Here is an 18,527-nt window from a genome sequence, read left to right as displayed (position 1 = left end):
TATTTCTAATATTTAAAAACCCAATATACTTCATTTTAAGAATAGTTAGAAACGCATCTCATATGTAAATGAATACGTTAATTTAAATAATTCTTCGTGATACTATTCTTATTTATTAAAATTATTTTTTCTTCCGATTATAAGTTAAACAGTTTATAACCAAAACAAAAAATAATTACAAAGAAAAAACTGATGGTTATTATCTTAACCATCAGTTAACTATACCATAGTTTAAAATTTGATAAAAGTTATATAAACCTAATATCACTAGGTTTTACAGACTCGATAAGTTGATAAATTGTCTCATCATCTTTATTTATATATCCTAAGTGTTTTATATCATTATTTTGTTCATTAAACGAACTAATCTCTAAAATGTTATTTTTCTCAATCGGTGTGTCTACTATCATTTCTTGCAACTTATCTGAAATCAATTGCGTATCACGTAGAATCACTTTTTTAGATGCTTTAATCTTTTGATTTTTAAATTCATTCACTTCAATTATCTGATTTATAATAAGTTGTAGTTGTTGATTTCTTTTTTCAAATTTACCGATGACTATATACATTTCTTCATTAGGTATTGAAGTTTCATATTTCTTGAATTTATCAGGAAATATGACACCGTCCATTAATAACATTCCATCATTAAGTGTTACGAAGGCCATGTTCTGTCCATTCTTAGTTCTTATTTGTTTAATTGCATCAAATTGTACTAATATAGGTTGGTGATTTTGAGCATTACCTAATTTATAAATTCCTAAGTATTGCTTTTTATCAAATTCTTTCTCAACCGGATGTTTAGATATGTAGAAGCCTAAATACTCTTTTTCATAATCACTAAGCATTTTATCAGGTAACTCTTCTTTATCTTCATACGCTTGTTTAGGAGTTAATATGTCGAATAGCATATCATCCTGCTCGACATCGGAGGCTGTATCTAAAACTTGATCAATAGTTTGTAATAGAGTAGCTCTATTTTTACCAAAATGATCAAACGCACCAACTAAAATTAAAGCTTCTAATAATTTTCTACTTTTAACCCTTTTAGGAATTCTTCGTGTAAAATCAAAAAAATCTTTAAACTTGCCATTATTATATCTTTCATCAACAATCGTTTTTACACTCTGGTAACCTACACCTTTTATAGCTCCTAGAGATAAATAAATACCTTTTGAAGTTGCTTTATAATACCAATGACTTTCATTGATATTAGGTGGTAAAATATTTAATTTTTGATGCTTCGCTTCATCTATAATGGCAGAAGTTTTCTTTTCACTACCTATAACATTACTTAGAATATTGGCATAGAAATAGTTTGGATAATACACTTTTAAATAACTCATAATGTAGGCTATTTTAGAATAGCTCACTGCGTGCGCTCTAGGGAAACCGTAATCAGCAAATTTAAGTATTAAATCAAAAATTTGTTTACTTATTTGTTCATTGTATCCATTTTGTTTGGCGCCATTAACAAAGTGTTGACGTTCATTTTCTAATACTGCACGATTCTTCTTACTCATAGCTCTTCGTAAGATATCCGCTTCACCATAACTAAAGTTAGCGAATTTACTTGCAATTTGCATTATTTGCTCTTGATAAATAATGACACCATACGTACTTTTTAAAATGGATTCTAAATCATTATGCAAATATTCTACTTTTGAAGGGTCATGTCTACGAGTAATATATGTTGGTATCTCTTCCATAGGTCCTGGACGATATAGAGATGTTACGGCAACAATATCCTCAAAATGCTCTGGTTGAAGTCTTTTTAGCACACTTCTAACGCCTTCTGATTCTAGTTGGAAAATACCTGTAGTATCACCTTGAGATAAAAGTTTAAAAACATTTTTATCATCAAATGGAATCGCTTCGACATCTATATCAACATCTAAATCTTTCTTAACTTGATTAACTATTTGATGAATAATAGATAAGTTACGTAAACCTAAAAAATCGATTTTTAATAAACCAATACGTTCCGCTTCTGTCATAGTCCATTGTGTTAATAAACCTGTATCACCCAATGTAAGTGGCGCGTATTTATATAAAGGTTGATCGTTAATAATAATTCCTGCTGCATGTGTTGATGTATGTCTAGGTAAGCCTTCTAATTTTTTACTCATTTCAAACCATAGTTCATTTCGGTGGTTTCGGTGAACAAAAGACTTAAAGTCCTCTTCTTGATAAGCTTTATCTAGAGTAATCCCCAACTTGTGAGGAATTAATTTAGATATCTCATTTAAAGTCGTTTCATCAAAGCCCATAATTCTTCCGACATCACGCCCAACTGCTCTAGCAAGTAAATGACCAAATGTAACAATACCAGAAACATGGAGTTCACCATATTTTTCTTGAACATATTGAATCACTTTTTCACGTCTTGTATCTTCAAAGTCAATATCTATATCAGGCATAGTTACCCTCTCTGGATTTAAAAATCTTTCAAAGAGTAGGTTAAATTTAATTGGATCGATAGTTGTTATTTCTAATAAATAACTGACTAATGAACCAGCTGAAGAACCACGACCAGGTCCAACCATTACGTCATGTGTTTTAGCGTATTGCATAAGGTCACTAACTATAAGGAAATAATCTTCAAATCCCATTTTAGTTATAATTTCATATTCATGCTTAAGTCGATTTAAATATTGTTCATTATTCAGATTCCATTCATTCAATTTACGAATTAATACTGACCATAGATAATCTTTTGAAACTTCTCCATCAGGTGTGACATATTGAGGCAGTAACGATTGATGATATACCAATTCAGCTTTACATAAGTCTACGATGTCTTCAGTATTTTGTTTTATTTCCTCATCGATTTCTAACTCTTCAAATTCCTTCTGATCAGGAAAATGCTCACCAAAATCTTTACTATCGTTAATAATATCTAATTTAGAATTATCTTTGATGGCTTGTAAAGCAGAAATGGTATCAGCGTCTTCTCTATTCAAATATCTTGCTGACTTAAGCCATACTTTTTTTCTATTAACAATATCATTACTCGTATGATTGATATAAACATGTATTTTATCATCAAATGCTTCAATAATTTGTTTGTGAGTATTATCAATATCTTTGAAGATAATAATTAGATTTTTATCGTAACGTTTTAACCATTCTAAAGGTACTTCCTCTTTTTCTTTCATCTTAATTGCAGAAGAAAGTTGATATAGCGCTTTTAAACCTTCATTATTTTGAGCTAATACTACTGTTTCAACTGTATATAAACCATCAGTTAATGTTATCGTCATGCCAAAAATCGGATGAATATCTTTTGCTATACACGCATCATAAAACTTAGGAAAGCCATATAAAACATGGGTATCTGTAATTGCAAGCGCACGATAACCTTCATTTTTAGCTTTATTGACCACATCTTCAATTTTCAAACTTGCGTTCAATAAATCGTATGCAGTATGAATATTTAAATGCGCAACCATGTTTGTATACTCCTTCCAGTTATTTAATCTTTTGTTTTAATGCATTAGCTAGATTATCAAATTCAGTCCAACTATATACAGAGACACCTGAAGCATTCGGATGTCCACCACCACCAAAATCATTTGCTACATCATTAATAATGATTTTACCCTTTGAACGAATTCGACATCTAATTTGGTCTCCTTCATCTACACCAAACATCCAAATTTTCAAACCTTGAATATCAGCTATAGTATTTACAAATTGAGATGCTTCATTAGGTTGAATATTATATTCCTCTAAAATATCGCGAGTTATTTTAACCTGACAATAACCCACATTGTCTAATTCGAAATTCTGTAAAATGTAACCTTGGAAAGGTAAAAGTTTAGGATCTTTCTCTGACATTTTATTTAGTTCTGTATTAGGGTCAAAAGGAAAGGCAATTAATTTACTAGCCACTTCCATTGTGTGCGGAGTGGTATTGTTAAATAAGAATCTTCCTGTATCTCCCACAATGCCCAAATATAATACACGTGCAGTTTTTTCGTCTATAATACGCTCATCGTTAAAATGTGTAATAAAATCATAGATAATTTCACTTGTCGAAGACGCCTCTGTACTCACATAATTAATGTCGCCATATTGGTCTATCGCTGGATGATGGTCTATCTTCAATACTTTTAAACCATTCTGATAACGTTGGTCGTCAATACGCGGAGAATTTGCAGTGTCACAAACGATTACCAATGCTTCTTTATAAACTTCGTCTGAAATTTCATCAAAAGTACCTATAAATTCTAAAGATGGTTCATTTTCTCCGACTGCATAAATATGCTTATTTGGATATTTAGCCTCTAAATAATATTTAAGTCCTAATTGTGATCCATAAGCGTCAGGGTCTGGTCTAACATGACGATGGATGATGATCGTATCGTTTTGTTCAATTTCTTTCATCATATCATTCATAATATTCTTCATTTTAAATTACTCCCTTAAAATACTCATTTATTGCTCAAAAGCCTTCAAACATTTGACAAATTACTAATGCGTTTGCAACCTTTTCGTTATTATTAATCATTGTTACTTCTAACTTAGCAAAATTTCTACCAACATCTAGCATTTCATAATGAACATCGATGGATGATTCAATAGGTACAGTTTTGATATAAACTATATTTAAGTTTTCAATCATTACATTACCTTTTTTGTACTTTCTCATCTCATGTCTAATCGTTTCTTCGATAATGCCCACAAATACTGCTTTACTTAATGTGCCATAATGATTTGTTACTAAAGGAGAAACATCAACATTAATTCCATTTGAATTAATCGTAATATGCTTAGCAATTTGATCATTAATTGTATCACCAATTTGCGGCTGTCTTCCTAGAAGTTGCATTGACTTCAATACATCCTGTCTATTAATTACACCAATAGCTTTTTTATTATTATTAGTTACAGGCAGTAATTCAATGCCTTCCCATATCATCATATGCGCACAACTAGCCACTGTATTGGTAAGCTTTACACTAAGAGGATTACGTGTCATTATTTTCCCTAACTCATCCTCTTCATTCATATTAATAATTTCTCTACTTGTAACTATTCCTACTAATTTAAAATCCTCATTCACTATAGGAAATCTAGTGTGCCCTGTATCATTTGCTAACTTTTTATAGTCATTAATTTTCATGTAATCAAATAATACTGATAACTCATTAATAGGTTTGACAATATCTTCTACGACAAGAATTTCTTTACGAATTTTTTGATTATACATTGCTCTATTAATAATATTAGCGACTAGAAATGTATCATAACTTGATGAAATAATGGGCAGTTCGTGCTCATTTGCATATTCAACGACTTCTTTAGAAGGCTGAAATCCACCAGTTATTAATATTGCAGTGTCTCGTTTTAAGGCTTCCATTTGAACATCTGCGCGGTTTCCGACTATAAGCAATGTGTGACTTCCAATATATTTTAAAATATCTTGAAGTTCCATTGCTCCTATCGCAAATTTGGATACAGTTTTCCCTAATCCCTTCTTACCACCTAAAATTTGACCTTCAACAATGTTAGCAATTTCATTAAATGTTAAATTGTCTATATTATCCCTATTACGTTTCTCAATTCTTACTGTACCTACACGATCAATTGTAGCAACAATGCCAAGTTGACCTGCATCTTTAATTGCTCTATATGCTGTACCTTCAGAAACATCTAAAACTTTTGCAATCTTTCTAACAGAAATTTTAGAACCTACAGATAGTGATTCAATGTAATTTAAAATTTGCTCGTGTTTAGTCATCAAGTTACCTCTTTATTTCTATTGAACAGTGATAGCATTATTATAACTTTTAACCTCAAAAAAATCATGGCACAACTTCACTTAAAGTAAATTGAAATTCAAAACGATATACATAATTACTTTTTTATTTAATTTTGAATAGAAAAATGAATTTAAATGGAAATTCCATTAAAACTCTATTAAAATAAAGTTGAGGAGGGATGTACTTATGTATAAACATATTTTACTTGGTGTAGACACTCAATTAAAAAACGAAAAAGCATTAAAAGAAGTGTCTCATTTAGCTGGTAAAGATACAGTTGTAACTATTCTAAATGCTATTAATGAACAAGATGCTCAAGCTTCTATCAAAGCAGGAGTTCACTTGGATGAATTAACTGAAGAAAGAAGCGAACGTTTAGAGAAAACAAGAAAAGCATTAGAGGATTACGGTATTGATTATGATCAAATCATTGTTAGAGGAAATCCTAAAGAAGAGTTATTGAAACATGCTAATAGTGGTAAATATGAAATTGTTGTTTTAAGTAACCGTAAAGCTGAAGATAAAAAGAAATTTGTACTCGGTAGCGTAAGTCATAAAGTAGCTAAACGAGCTACAATCCCTGTATTAATTGTTAAATAATTAATAGAAATTCCCGATTCTTTTTAAAAAGTTTGAGAATCGGGAATTTTTTATAAACATTAAATTATTCAAAAAATCAAATTAAAATTCAACTGATTGACCTGGCTCTAGAATTTGAACTTCACCTACATTAACAGCATCCTTAAACTGATTTGGGTCTTGTTCGATTAATGGGAAAGTATTGTAGTGAATTGGTACACTGATTTGCGGTTTAATTAATTCATTTATCGCATAACTTGCGTCATCAATGCCCATTGTAAAATTATCTCCAATAGGTACGAAGCATACATCAACAGGATGTCTATCTGCAATTAATTTCATATCACTAAATAAGCCAGTATCTCCTGTGTGATAAATCGTTTTACCTTCAGCTTCGATAACAGCTCCCATAGGCATACCTAAATATACTGGAATACCATCTTCATGTGTAAAACTAGAGCTATGGAAAGCTTGAACAAATTTTACAGTACCAAAATCGAATTTGGCTTTACCACCGATATTCATACCATGTACATTTTCAACACCGTGATAAGTTGATAAGTAACCTTGTAATTCCGCAGAACCAATAACTACAGCGTGGTTTCTGTTCGCTAGTTCAACTACATCACCAAAATGATCTTCATGTCCATGAGTTAAAATAATGTAGTCTACATCTAAAGTTTGTTCATCTAAATCGCATTTATCATTTTCAGAAATAAAAGGATCGACAATTACTTTTTTACCATTTCCTTCAAAATAGATTGTTGATTGACCATGAAATGAAAGTTTCATTTATATAGCCCTCCTCAAATTTTATCTGTAATCATTATACCCTAGCTACTCCCTCTTATAACACTGTATATCAAAATGACTACAAACATGTTTTTCATGATTCGATTTTTGAAAACTAAGACTATTTAGAATAAAATTAAATTACATTAATACTATGGAGGCAAATTAAAATGACTAAAATAGATGAAATCATTAAAGTCTTACAACAACAAAATGCAGATGCAGCCTGGATTACGACGCCACTTAATATTTACTACTTTACTGGATACCGTAGTGAACCTCATGAACGTTTATTTGCCCTACTTATTCAAGCTGATGGGGAGCCAGTACTATTTTGTCCAAAAATGGAAGTAGAAGAAGTAAAAGCTTCTCCATATGAGGGAAAAATTATTGGTTACCTAGATACTCAAAACCCCTTTGATTTATATCCTCAAACGTTTACTACATTACTGATTGAAAGTGAACATTTGACTGTTAAACGTCAACGTGAATTATCTCAAGCTTTCGATGTACAAGTTTATAGTGATATAGATCAATCTATTAAAGATTTAAGAAACATAAAATCCTATGAAGAAGTAACTAAAATTAAGAAAGCTGCTGAATTAGCTGATAAGTGTATAGAAATTGGCGTCGCTTATTTAAAAGAAGGTGTTGAAGAGCGAGAAGTCGTAAATCATATTGAAAATGAAATAAAAAAATATGGTGTTAACGAAATGAGTTTTGACACTATGGTACTATTCGGAGATCATGCTGCTTCTCCTCACGGAACACCTGGTAATAGAAAGTTACAACAAAATGAGTATGTTCTCTTTGATTTAGGTGTAGTTTATGAGCATTATTGTAGTGATATGACGAGAACGGTAAAATTTGGTAACCCTAGCGAAGATGCTCAAAGTATTTATAAAACCGTATTGAAAGCTGAGCAATCTGCGATTGAGGCTATCAAACCTGGAGTAATGATTAAAGACATTGATAAAATTGCTCGAGATATTATTAGCGAAGCGGGTTACGGCGACTATTTCCCTCATCGATTAGGCCACGGCTTAGGATTAGAAGAACACGAATATCAAGACGTTTCCAGTGCCAATGAGAACCCTTTAGAAACGGGAATGGTGATAACTATAGAACCAGGCATTTATGTCCCTGATGTTGCAGGTGTTAGAATCGAAGACGATATTCTAGTGACTGAAAATGGATATGAAATCCTTACAAAATATCAAAAATAATAATTTAAGCATAATAAAACTCGGCTAAGTTAGTACCTAGCCGAGTTTCTTATTAATTATTGATTAAGCGCATCTTCAACAGAAGTATATTCTAAGTTAAACGCTTCAGCTACACCCTTATTCGTAACATGACCTTTGTAAGTATTTAATCCTAAGGATAACGCATGATTTGATTTAAACGCTTCACGATAACCTTTATTAGCTAAAGTTTGCGCAAATGGTAATGTAGCATTATTTAAAGCTAATGTTGATGTACGTGGTACAGCGCCAGGCATATTAGCCACAGCATAGTGAACAACACCATGTTTTGTATAAGTAGGATCGTCATGTGTAGTAATTTTATCAGTTGTCTCGAAAATACCACCTTGATCAATAGCGATATCTACTATCACTGATCCTGCTTTCATTTGCTTAATCATATCTTCAGTGACTAAGTTTGGAGCTTTAGCACCTGGAATAAGTACAGCACCAACAACTAAGTCACTATCTTTAACGAACATTTCAATATTTAGTGGATTGGACATAATTGTATGTACCCTTCCATTAAATAAGTCATCAAGTTCTTGTAAACGCTTTGGATTAACATCAAGCACAGTGACATCAGCGCCTAAGCCTAAAGCAATCTTAGCTGCGTTAGTACCGGCTTGACCTCCACCTATAATTGTTACTTTCCCTTTAGGTACACCTGGTACGCCACCGAGTAATATTCCCATGCCGCCGTTAACTTTTTGTAAGAACTCAGCTCCGATTTGAGTTGACATTCTTCCGGCAACTTCGCTCATAGGTGATAATAATGGTAATGATTTATCAGGTAATTGCACTGTTTCGTATGCAATACCAATAACTTTATTATCTACTAAAGCTTGAGTTAATTTTTCTTCATTAGCTAAATGTAAATAAGTGAAGAGAATTAACCCCTCTTTAAAGAATTGATATTCAGATTCTAATGGTTCTTTAACTTTGACTACCATATCTACATCCCATATTTTCGCCTGTTCAGATACGATTTCTGCTCCAGCTTCTTTGTAGTCAACGTCTTCAAAATATGAACCTAGTCCTGCGTTTGTTTCAACAAAGACTGTATGTCCTTGCTCTACAAGTGCATGTACGCCACTTGGTGATAAACTCACTCTGTTCTCGTTATTTTTTATCTCCTTTGGAATACCAATTTTCATTCCATCCACCTCCTCTTACATCCTAACGCGAAAGTATTGAAAGCGCAATCATAAAAAATACACAAATTTGTAATTATTGATAATTAAATATTCTATCAATTGTGTTAAAATAGAGTTAAGAAACATGAAGGGGGCACGAGCGATGATTACGTATAAAAATATTTTAATCGCAGTCGACGGTTCACACGAAGCAGAATGGGCTTTTAATAAAGCTGTAGGAGTTGCTAAACGTAACGATGCAAAATTAACAATTGTAAATGTAATCGATTCAAGAACATACTCTTCTTATGAAGTCTATGATGCTCAGTTCACTGAGAAATTTAAACATTTTTCTGAGGAGTTACTTAAAGGTTATAAAGAAGTAGCTTCAAATGCAGGAGTAAAAAATGTAGAAACACGTTTAGAATTTGGCTCACCTAAAGCGATTATCCCTAAAAAATTAGCACATGAAGTAGGTGCTGATTTAATCATGAGTGGTACATCAGGTTTAAATGCTGTAGAACGTTTTATTGTAGGTTCAGTATCAGAAGCAATCGTACGCCACGCGCCATGTGATGTTTTAGTTGTACGTACAGAAGAAATTCCTGAAGATTTCCAACCACAAGTAGCTACACCTAGATTACGTGAAAGATATCAAGATTAAATTTAATATTTAAAAGTAAGAATATATTCATTTAATAGCCTATCAACGCCATTATAAAAGTCGTTGATAGGCTTTCTTAATTTTATTTCTCTCTCTAGTTAAAATTTAAAAATCGCATAACCATTTATACGGTTATGCGATCACAAGTTGTATTTCCACCTATTAATTATTAGTTTCAGTATTAACACTTTGTTCTTCAGATGATTCCTCTTTTAGCCCACCATATTTGATGACGTCACGAGAAATCATAACTTCCTCATCAGTTGGTACAACTAATACTTTTACTGGGGAATGGGGATAGTTAATATACCCTTCATCTCCGTGAAGATTCTCATTTTTCTTCGGATCCCAATATACACCCATAAATTCAAGTCCCTCTAGAACTTTACCTCGAATAATATGAGAATTTTCTCCTATACCAGCTGTGAATACAATTACATCAACGCCATGCATTCTAGCCGCATAAGAGCCAATGTATTTATGAATCTTCGATGCAAATAAATCAAGTGCTACACGTGCACGATGACGTCCGTGTTTAGCTTCTTCAGTTAAGTCTCGTAAATCACTTGACGTACCAGTTAAACCTAGTAAACCGGATTCTTTATTCAAGATATTTAATACTTCGTCTGCATTTTTACCAGTCTTTTCCATAATAAACGGAATCAACGCTGGGTCTAGATTACCTGAACGTGTACCCATTGTTACACCTGCTAATGGCGTGAAACCCATAGATGTATCAATTGATTCTCCGCCATCAATCGCAGCTATTGACGCACCATTACCAATGTGACAAGAAATAATTCTTAAATCTTCGATCGGTCTTCCTAAAATGTCTGCCGCTCTTCTAGATACATACTTATGACTTGTACCATGGAAGCCATATTTACGAATGCCATAATCTTCATAATAATGATAAGGTAAACTGTATAAATAAGCTTGTTCAGGCATTGTTTGGTGGAAAGATGTATCAAATACAGCTACATGAGGAATATTTGGTAATAACTTTTTAAAAGCTCTTATTCCCATTAGATTAGCTGGGTTATGGAGTGGAGCTAACTCACTTAACTCCTCAATTTGAGTCTCTACCTCATCTGTTACAACTACTGATTTTGGAAATTTCTCTCCCCCATGCACTACACGGTGACCTGTTCCTTCAATTTCATTGATATCTTCAATCATGTGATGTTCTTTAAAGCTTTCTAACATAATATTAACTGCTTCTTCATGATCATTTATATCTCTAACGTCAGTAAGCTTTTCCCCTTCAACTACAATCGTGAAAATAGAATCGCTTAAACCAATACGCTCGATGACGCCTTTGGTTACTAACTTTTCTTCCGGCATTCTGATTAACTGGAATTTCAAAGATGAACTACCAGCATTTACCGCCAAAATTAATTTTGACATAGGTCATTGTCCTCCATCATTTGTTTAGTTATATTTTTCACACAGTTCATTTTATCATTATTACAGTTTGAATACTATATTGTTACAGATTATTTTTTTGTATGATTTGTGTCCATCCATTGATTTAATTCACTAATAAATCCTTGAAATTGCTGTGGATTTTTAAAATCAGGAATATTAGCTAATAAGACTTCAACAGGTTTAGTCTCTTGAGGTTGTTTTTTCTGTAAAATAAGTATAGATTTTCGTGCTTTTTCATTTTTAAATAACGTTGTTGGTAGATTTAAAAATGCTTGCATTTCAGTATCTGTAGCAATGAATTTTTCTAACTGTTTCACTTTATCTCCAGTAAAAATGTTACTTGGAACGACTAAAAACGCATAACCTGCCCCTTTTAATGCATTTATAGCTTGTTCAATTAATAAATAATGAGAGTAACTGTGCCCCTCATCAAAGCCAAGTTTCATTTCTTTACTACGCTCATCTACTGGATAATAGCCAATTGGGAAGTCTCCAATTACCACATCTGCTTCTTCTAAAGGCAGTGGCATAATAGCATCTTGAGGGTATACATCAAATGGAATTTCTAAGAAGTTAGCTAAATGTACACTTACTCTAGATAACACTGGGTCTACTTCAATGAGATGATGCATCGTTGTTTTATCCGAAAGTACCTCCTTAACAGAAGCACTTAGGTGTCCAGCACCACTAGCGATATCAACAACATGCATCTCCTCTTTATCTTGCATGAATCGTTCAACTAAGAAACCAAGTATTAAACCTATTGAATCAGGAGTAATTTGGTGATTTGCTTGAATATTTTCTTCTTGCATTAAACTTAAATATGCAAATTGAAATGCTTTTCTTCTATCTTGAAGTGTAGCTTGTTCGAGTAAATCTCTTTTATTGGTATAAATTTCCTCCATAGCTAACCCTAAATTTTCAATGAAGCTTTGTCCATTCTCTTCATTTAAGGATTTAGCTTTTTCATCTAATGCATGGAATAAGCGTTCCATAATTGTATTTTCTTCAGTCATAAAAAACCCTCTCTAACCAAAAGTGCCCATTCATAATTTATAGAAATTAAACACTTTATCTAACTTTCAATTTCTTAAACAAGTATGGACACTTAGTTAATCACTGTCAATGATACGAATTCAACTTAAATGTTGCGATACGCTTCTAAAGCAGCATCAAAATCTGGGAAGTTAGTACCTTCACTAACAATTTCTTTATAAACAATTTTGTTACTTTCATCTAATACAAAAACTGAGCGAGCTAATAATCTTAATTCTTCCATGACTACCCCAAAGTTTTCACCGAAAGATAGGTCTCTGTGATCACTTAATGTAACAACATTTTCTAAACCATTAGACGCACACCATCTTTTCTGAGCGAATGGTAAATCAACAGAAATTGTTAATACTACACCATCTTCTTGAGATGCTTCTTCATTAAATTTACGTGTTTGTTGGTCACATACACCTGTATCAATAGAAGGAACTACACTAATTAATTTCTTTTTCCCTTTATAATCTTCTAATGTTATTTGATTTAAACTATTGTCTAATACAGTAAAGTCGGGTGCAATGTCACCTTCTTTTACCTGTTGACCTGACAATGTAATAGGATCATTTTTAAAAGTAATTTCAGTCATTATGATGACCTCCTATATTTTAAGTATTTAATATTATCATACGACAAATTTTAGTAGTAATTCAATTTTTTAATGTAAACAATTTAATTTTCAAATGAGCATTAAACTCATATACGTATCATTAATTACATATACATCCAAAAAAACTGACATCTAGATTAAACGAATAATCTTAACGTCAGTTACTAAAGATTAGTGCATCAACTGCATGACATAATCATATATATTTTTTAATATAAGGACTGCAGTTACTAAAATAAATAAATTTTTAACGTATCCAACGCCCTTTTTCAAAGCAAAATGAGCACCAAAATAAGAACCTACAATCATACTTAGTGCCATAATGAATCCATAAGTAAAATTGACCTGACCTAGCATGATAAAAAGTAATAACCCACCAATATTTGATGCAAAGTTCAGAACTTTTGCATTACCAGCTGCACTTAAAAAGTCAAACCCAAACATGAGTAAAGTAAATAACATTAATGAGCCCGTACCTCCACCTAAAAAGCCATCATAAAATCCTAAAATGATAAACATGATTGAAAAAATGATTGCCTTAATAAATGTAAATGAAGTGAAGCTTCTAACACTACCCCAATCTTTTTTTACAATAGTGTATACAATAACTATCGTTAAAACGACAATAATGAGTGGCTTTAATATATTCGCGGGTAAATAAGTTGCTAAGATTGCTCCTGCTCCTGATGCAATAAATACAAATGGGAAAAGCTTCCCGACTACTTTTAAATCAACTTTTCCAGAACGTATAAATTTAAAAGCACTTGTTAATGTACTAAATGAACTTGCAAATTTATTGGTTCCTAATGCCATTGAGGGTGGTAACCCTACTGCTAAAAGTGCAGGAGTAGAAATTAACCCACCGCCACCAACTACTGAATCAATAAATGAGGCTATAAACCCAAAAAACATAATAGTAACGATTACAGATAGATGCCAATCCACTTACTTCATTCTCCCCTTTATTATTTGATGGTTCGCTCGCCAATACTTAATTTTTAAAATAAATCTTCAATTAAGGCATCAGTTGATTGTTCTTTCTCACTTTTATAATTTTGATCGATAGTCATCGTTTCAATATTATCCACTGCTGTTTGAACCATATCATCAAAATTGAATACCCCTTCATATTTCTCAACTTTATCAAAGTCAGGTTCGGTTACAGGATTTTTAGGTGTAAAGATTGTACAGCAATCTTCAAATGGCTGGATAGATGTTTCATAAGTACCAATATCTCGAGCCTTTTTAATAATGTCTTCTTTATCGAGTGTTAATAATGGCCTTAAAACTGGTGTGGAAGTCACATGATTAATGGCATACATACTCTTTAGTGTTTGACTTGCAACTTGACCTAAATTTTCCCCATTAACGATGGCATTTGCACCAATTTTATGAACTAATGCATCGGAAACACGCATCATCATGCGTCGTGTTGAAGTCATTGTATATCTAGGGTGAACAACCTTATTAATTTGTTTCTGTAGTTCAGTAAAAGGAACAATGTGTAATTTAATAGGTCCTACACGCTCTGATAAAATACGTGTGAGTTCAATCACTTTATCTTTAGCTTTCTCACTTGTAAATGGTGGACTACGAAAGTGAATTGCCTCAATTGTAACCCCACGTTTCATTACTTCCATACCTGCCACCGGTGAATCGATACCGCCACTTAACATAAGTAACGTCTTGCCACCAGTTCCTACAGGTAAGCCTCCTGAACCTTGAATAATTTTTTCGAAGATATACACCGCATCCAAACGTATTTCAACTCTCACTTCATGGTCAGGTTGTTTAACATTAACCGAAACACCTTCAACATTCTTGAGTATTGCGCCACCAACTTCACGTTGTAAAGCATAGGTATCTAAATGAAAGGATTTATCTACACGTTTTACATCTATTTTAAAAGTAGAGCCTTCATCAAAATCACGAGCTAGCTGAATTGCTGCTTCATATATTGCTTCTTCTGTTTTATCGGTCTTAATCACAGGACTTATGGATTTAATTCCATAAACTTTAGTTAAACGATGAATAATTTCATTCATATCCGCATCTTGATCCATATCGACGTACATGCGATCGCGTTTACCTTTTACATGGTACCCTTGTAAGGGAATTAACGCGCGTTTTACGTTATCCTTTAATTGATTAACGAACATTTTACGATTTGTACCTTTTAACGTCAATTCACCATATCTTACGAGCAAATGATCGTAGTGCATTATTTTAACAACTCCTTAACTTCTTCATATACTTCTTCAAATACTTCTTTAAATCTTTGAATATCCTCTTCAGTTGTATGAACTCCCATAGATATTCTTATACTACCTTCTATTCTTGCATCAGGAACTCCCATTGCTAATAGCACTTCGTTAAGTTTCCCACGTTTAGATGAGCAAGCACTTGTTGTTGATATCATTACACCATGTTTTGAAAAAGCATTAACAAGCACTTCACCTTTAACACCTGGAAAGCTAACATTAATAATTTGGGGTGCACTATCCTTAGGGGAATTAATGTAAACGCCTCTAAATTCTTCTAAAAATGTTCTAACTGACTGATTCATTTTATTTAATTTACGACTGGCTTCATCTAAACGACCCATGGTAAGTTTGATTGATTTCACCATTGAAACAGCCATTGGCAAATTAACAGTGCCACTTCTCAAACCATACTCTTGACCGCCACCATGCACAACTGGCTCAATATTTTGTATATTTTTAATAATTAAAAGTCCTTGCCCTTTTAAACCATTAAATTTATGTCCGCTTAAACTTAAGCTATCAACACCATTTAAATTCATAGACACTTTCCCAAGTGCTTGTACAGCATCCACATGTAAATGTGCTCGTGGATAGTCTTTTAAGATATTAACAATATCTTGAATTGGTTGAATTTGGCCCATAATATTATTCACGTACATACATGTGACCAACCCAACTTTATCTGACATTAAAGATTTTAAATGTTCAGTATCAATTTTACCATCACTCTTAACATCAACATATTTAAGTTTAAAACCTTGTTTCTCCTCTAAATATCTCATCACTTCTAATACAGAGGGATGTTCTAGAACAGAGGTTATAATTTCATTAGCTGTTTCCCTTTTCCTATAAGCGATTCCTTTAAGAGCCATATTGTTAGATTCTGTAGCACCACTTGTAAATACGATATGGTACAGGTGATTTAAATTTAAAGCACTGTCTATTTCTTCTTTAGCTTGCTTCAGTACTTGTTCAGCTTGTAAGCCAGCTTGATGAGGGCTATTAGGATTGAAGTACAATGATTGATTCACTTTAACGAAGGAATCAATAACATCTTGATCAGCTTTTGTAGTGGCTGCATTGTCTAAATAAATCACTGATAACACTTCTCTTTCACTTTAATAAATTCTTTAATCGGAAAATGATTAACCCGAACGCTAATCATTTTATAAATTTGGATACTCAAGCATTATACTATTTTCTAGCAAAATTAAAAGAGAGCAAGACAGAAATGATTCACTAAGAATAAAAATTCTGTCTTGCTCTTATAAAATATGACCTATTCTTTAATAACTTGTTCTTCAATATGTTTAGTAATTCCAGGTTCTACACTTTCAAGTGCTTGTTCTGAAATTTCGATAGAACGTTTGTAGCGATTATTTTTGAATAAACGCTCCGCTTCGTTAAGACTCTTATCAACACTATTATGATCTTTACGATATCTATTACCATATTGAATTAATTTTTCAGCGTATACTGCATTGACTAATACATCATTCGCTTCATCTTCAAACGTATTCATTTGAATAACGAGTTTAGCAACTTTATCTTTTAGCTGTTTAACATGTATTGGGCGTTCACTAAATTGATTATTAACTTCACGCACTTCATTATCAATTTCATTTTTCATAATGATGAAACGTTCAGAAACACTTGTTAAGTTTGAAGCCAATAAACGTCTGTATACTTCTTCTTTCTTAGATTGAACTCTTAATAAATTGTCTTCTGCTTCTGCTTCATCTTCACGCAATTTAATAAGATGATTTTGAAGTTTATCTTGTTTCTCATTGATAACTGAAACGTGATCTTCAAGATATTGTAAATTATCTTGAACTTCACTATATCTAACTGCCGACTTAGACATTTCTTTTAAGATGTCATCATAAACCGCAATGAGATTTTGAATTTCATTTTCAAATTGACGGACACTTTGTGCATCAGATTCATTAATATAATAATTTTCACGCACATATTCGATTTCAGTTTGAAGTGTATAGTTCATGTCTTTAGCTTTGAATAAATCGTCTGTAATGACATCTTTCGTTTCTTCGACTTCATTTTTAGCTTTTACTTCATGCTCTATTAGATCATACATCTCATCTAACTTATCATTAATACTTTCAAGCTTATTATTAGCTTGATCTAATTCTAGCCGACTTATCATAGGTTCTACAAAACTTAATTCGGTTTTTAAACTTTGTAAGTTTCCATCAACTTTAACATGATCTAAATCGTATCCTTCAACTTTCAAGTCTCTACAACCATATTTTAAATCTTGGAATTGACCTGGTAATTCTTTTTGAGTTTCGCGAATTAAATCAGGTATCTCTTCCATATAAGCTTTAAGACTATTCATCTCTTCGTGTAGAGCTGCTATATGATTATGAGCTTGAACATAATTCCCTTCTGATTTAAGTGTTTCATACTCATTTAATTTCGGTTCAAATTTCTCAATTTCTTTCTCTAAAGGCTGAGCAGCTTCTCCAAATTGATGACGATTAGCCAATACATCACGTTTCATTTCACGATGATCGACCTTACATTTATCGTATAATGCTTCATTGTCTTTATGTAAAGCTAAAACTTCATCTACTTGAGATACTTGTTGATTATAATTGTTTTCATATTGATCCATAAGTTCATGCGCATCATCAATTTCAGTTTGCGCTGCAGAAAACTTAAATTTATCAAGGTATTCCTCAGCATTATGAATTTTTTCTTCAACGGGAGCTAAGTATTTATTTGTACTTTCTGTGTTGTCTTTTTTCATTGCATCATACTTAGTCTTAGTTTCACCTTTTAAGTTTAAATTTTGTAATTTTTTCAAGTTGTCATCAAAAGGTAGTTTTTCAATTTCATTTTTACGCTCTTCAGCTTTTTCAATTGAATTTCTCTTATTCGAGCGCATGTAGAACATTACGCCTATCGCAATTAATATAATTACGAGTATTGCTAATATGATAAATAACACCATATACTTCTCCTCCTATTTTAT

The 18,527-nt window shown here is 32.4% G+C and carries 15 protein-coding genes; 3 read left to right on the top strand and 12 right to left on the bottom strand.

The window, feature by feature from the left end:
- Positions 1-248: 248 nt before the first annotated feature.
- From V6C74_RS05550 to V6C74_RS05540, 3 genes are read right to left on the bottom strand one after another with little or no spacing between them, the layout of a single operon-like run.
- Positions 249-3,452 (bottom strand): DNA polymerase III subunit alpha, encoded by a 3,204-nt coding sequence (locus V6C74_RS05550; protein ID WP_103175535.1) that lies wholly within the window; start codon positions 3,450-3,452, stop codon positions 249-251.
- 19 nt (positions 3,453-3,471) lie between these two features.
- A complete protein-coding gene (locus V6C74_RS05545) occupies positions 3,472-4,413 on the bottom strand; it encodes a bifunctional oligoribonuclease/PAP phosphatase NrnA (RefSeq protein WP_002453437.1) in 942 nt (313 codons plus the stop codon).
- A gap of 34 nt (positions 4,414-4,447) precedes the next feature.
- Positions 4,448-5,746: a DRTGG domain-containing protein gene (locus V6C74_RS05540; protein ID WP_002453438.1), complete on the bottom strand. Its 1,299-nt coding sequence runs from the start codon at positions 5,744-5,746 to the stop codon at positions 4,448-4,450.
- 208 nt (positions 5,747-5,954) lie between these two features.
- On the opposite strand from V6C74_RS05540, the gene V6C74_RS05535 reads away from it, so the two are divergent.
- Positions 5,955-6,368, top strand: coding sequence for a universal stress protein (locus tag V6C74_RS05535; RefSeq protein ID WP_002434753.1), 414 nt, complete (start codon positions 5,955-5,957; stop codon positions 6,366-6,368).
- Positions 6,369-6,449: 81 nt separating this feature from the next.
- On the opposite strand, the gene V6C74_RS05530 is transcribed toward V6C74_RS05535, so the two are convergent.
- Positions 6,450-7,139 (bottom strand): metal-dependent hydrolase, encoded by a 690-nt coding sequence (locus tag V6C74_RS05530; protein WP_002453439.1) that lies wholly within the window; start codon positions 7,137-7,139, stop codon positions 6,450-6,452.
- Between the two features lie 170 nt (positions 7,140-7,309).
- Here V6C74_RS05530 and V6C74_RS05525 point away from each other — a divergent pair, with 170 nt between their 5' ends.
- Positions 7,310-8,365, top strand: coding sequence for a Xaa-Pro peptidase family protein (locus V6C74_RS05525; protein ID WP_002453440.1), 1,056 nt, complete (start codon positions 7,310-7,312; stop codon positions 8,363-8,365).
- 56 nt (positions 8,366-8,421) lie between these two features.
- On the opposite strand, the gene ald is transcribed toward V6C74_RS05525, so the two are convergent.
- Positions 8,422-9,540, bottom strand: a complete 1,119-nt coding sequence (gene ald, locus V6C74_RS05520) for an alanine dehydrogenase (RefSeq protein ID WP_002453441.1) — start codon at positions 9,538-9,540, stop codon at positions 8,422-8,424.
- 142 nt (positions 9,541-9,682) lie between these two features.
- Here ald and V6C74_RS05515 point away from each other — a divergent pair, with 142 nt between their 5' ends.
- Positions 9,683-10,183: a universal stress protein gene (locus V6C74_RS05515; protein ID WP_002453442.1), complete on the top strand. Its 501-nt coding sequence runs from the start codon at positions 9,683-9,685 to the stop codon at positions 10,181-10,183.
- A 162-nt stretch (positions 10,184-10,345) separates the two neighbouring features.
- On the opposite strand, the gene V6C74_RS05510 is transcribed toward V6C74_RS05515, so the two are convergent.
- The 7 genes from V6C74_RS05510 to ezrA form a co-directional block, all read right to left on the bottom strand.
- The gene (locus V6C74_RS05510; RefSeq protein WP_016898229.1) at positions 10,346-11,590 is read right to left on the bottom strand and encodes an acetate kinase; all 1,245 of its coding nucleotides are present in this window, start codon (positions 11,588-11,590) and stop codon (positions 10,346-10,348) included.
- Positions 11,591-11,679: 89 nt separating this feature from the next.
- Positions 11,680-12,627: a class I SAM-dependent methyltransferase gene (locus tag V6C74_RS05505; RefSeq protein WP_002453444.1), complete on the bottom strand. Its 948-nt coding sequence runs from the start codon at positions 12,625-12,627 to the stop codon at positions 11,680-11,682.
- 125 nt (positions 12,628-12,752) lie between these two features.
- Entirely contained in the window at positions 12,753-13,247 is a 495-nt protein-coding gene (gene tpx, locus V6C74_RS05500; RefSeq protein WP_002434812.1) for a thiol peroxidase, read from the bottom strand.
- Between the two features lie 192 nt (positions 13,248-13,439).
- On the bottom strand, positions 13,440-14,213 hold the full coding sequence (locus tag V6C74_RS05495) for a TSUP family transporter (RefSeq protein ID WP_016898230.1): 774 nt from the start codon (positions 14,211-14,213) through the stop codon (positions 13,440-13,442).
- Positions 14,214-14,266: 53 nt separating this feature from the next.
- Positions 14,267-15,490 carry a tRNA uracil 4-sulfurtransferase ThiI gene (thiI, locus tag V6C74_RS05490; protein ID WP_016898231.1) on the bottom strand — a complete coding sequence of 408 codons (1,224 nt, stop codon included), beginning with the start codon at positions 15,488-15,490 and terminating at the stop codon, positions 14,267-14,269.
- Positions 15,490-16,629: a cysteine desulfurase family protein gene (locus V6C74_RS05485; protein WP_016898232.1), complete on the bottom strand. Its 1,140-nt coding sequence runs from the start codon at positions 16,627-16,629 to the stop codon at positions 15,490-15,492. Before V6C74_RS05485 ends, thiI begins: the two co-directional genes overlap by 1 nt.
- Positions 16,630-16,811: 182 nt before the next feature.
- Positions 16,812-18,506 carry a septation ring formation regulator EzrA gene (gene ezrA / locus V6C74_RS05480; protein ID WP_002453448.1) on the bottom strand — a complete coding sequence of 565 codons (1,695 nt, stop codon included), beginning with the start codon at positions 18,504-18,506 and terminating at the stop codon, positions 16,812-16,814.
- Positions 18,507-18,527 lie beyond the last annotated feature (21 nt).

The sequence above is a fragment of the Staphylococcus capitis subsp. capitis genome (assembly GCF_040739495.1).
Lineage (GTDB): Bacteria > Bacillota > Bacilli > Staphylococcales > Staphylococcaceae > Staphylococcus > Staphylococcus capitis.
Note: the sequence above shows the minus strand (reverse complement) of the source record. Positions and strands in the feature narration are given on the sequence as shown.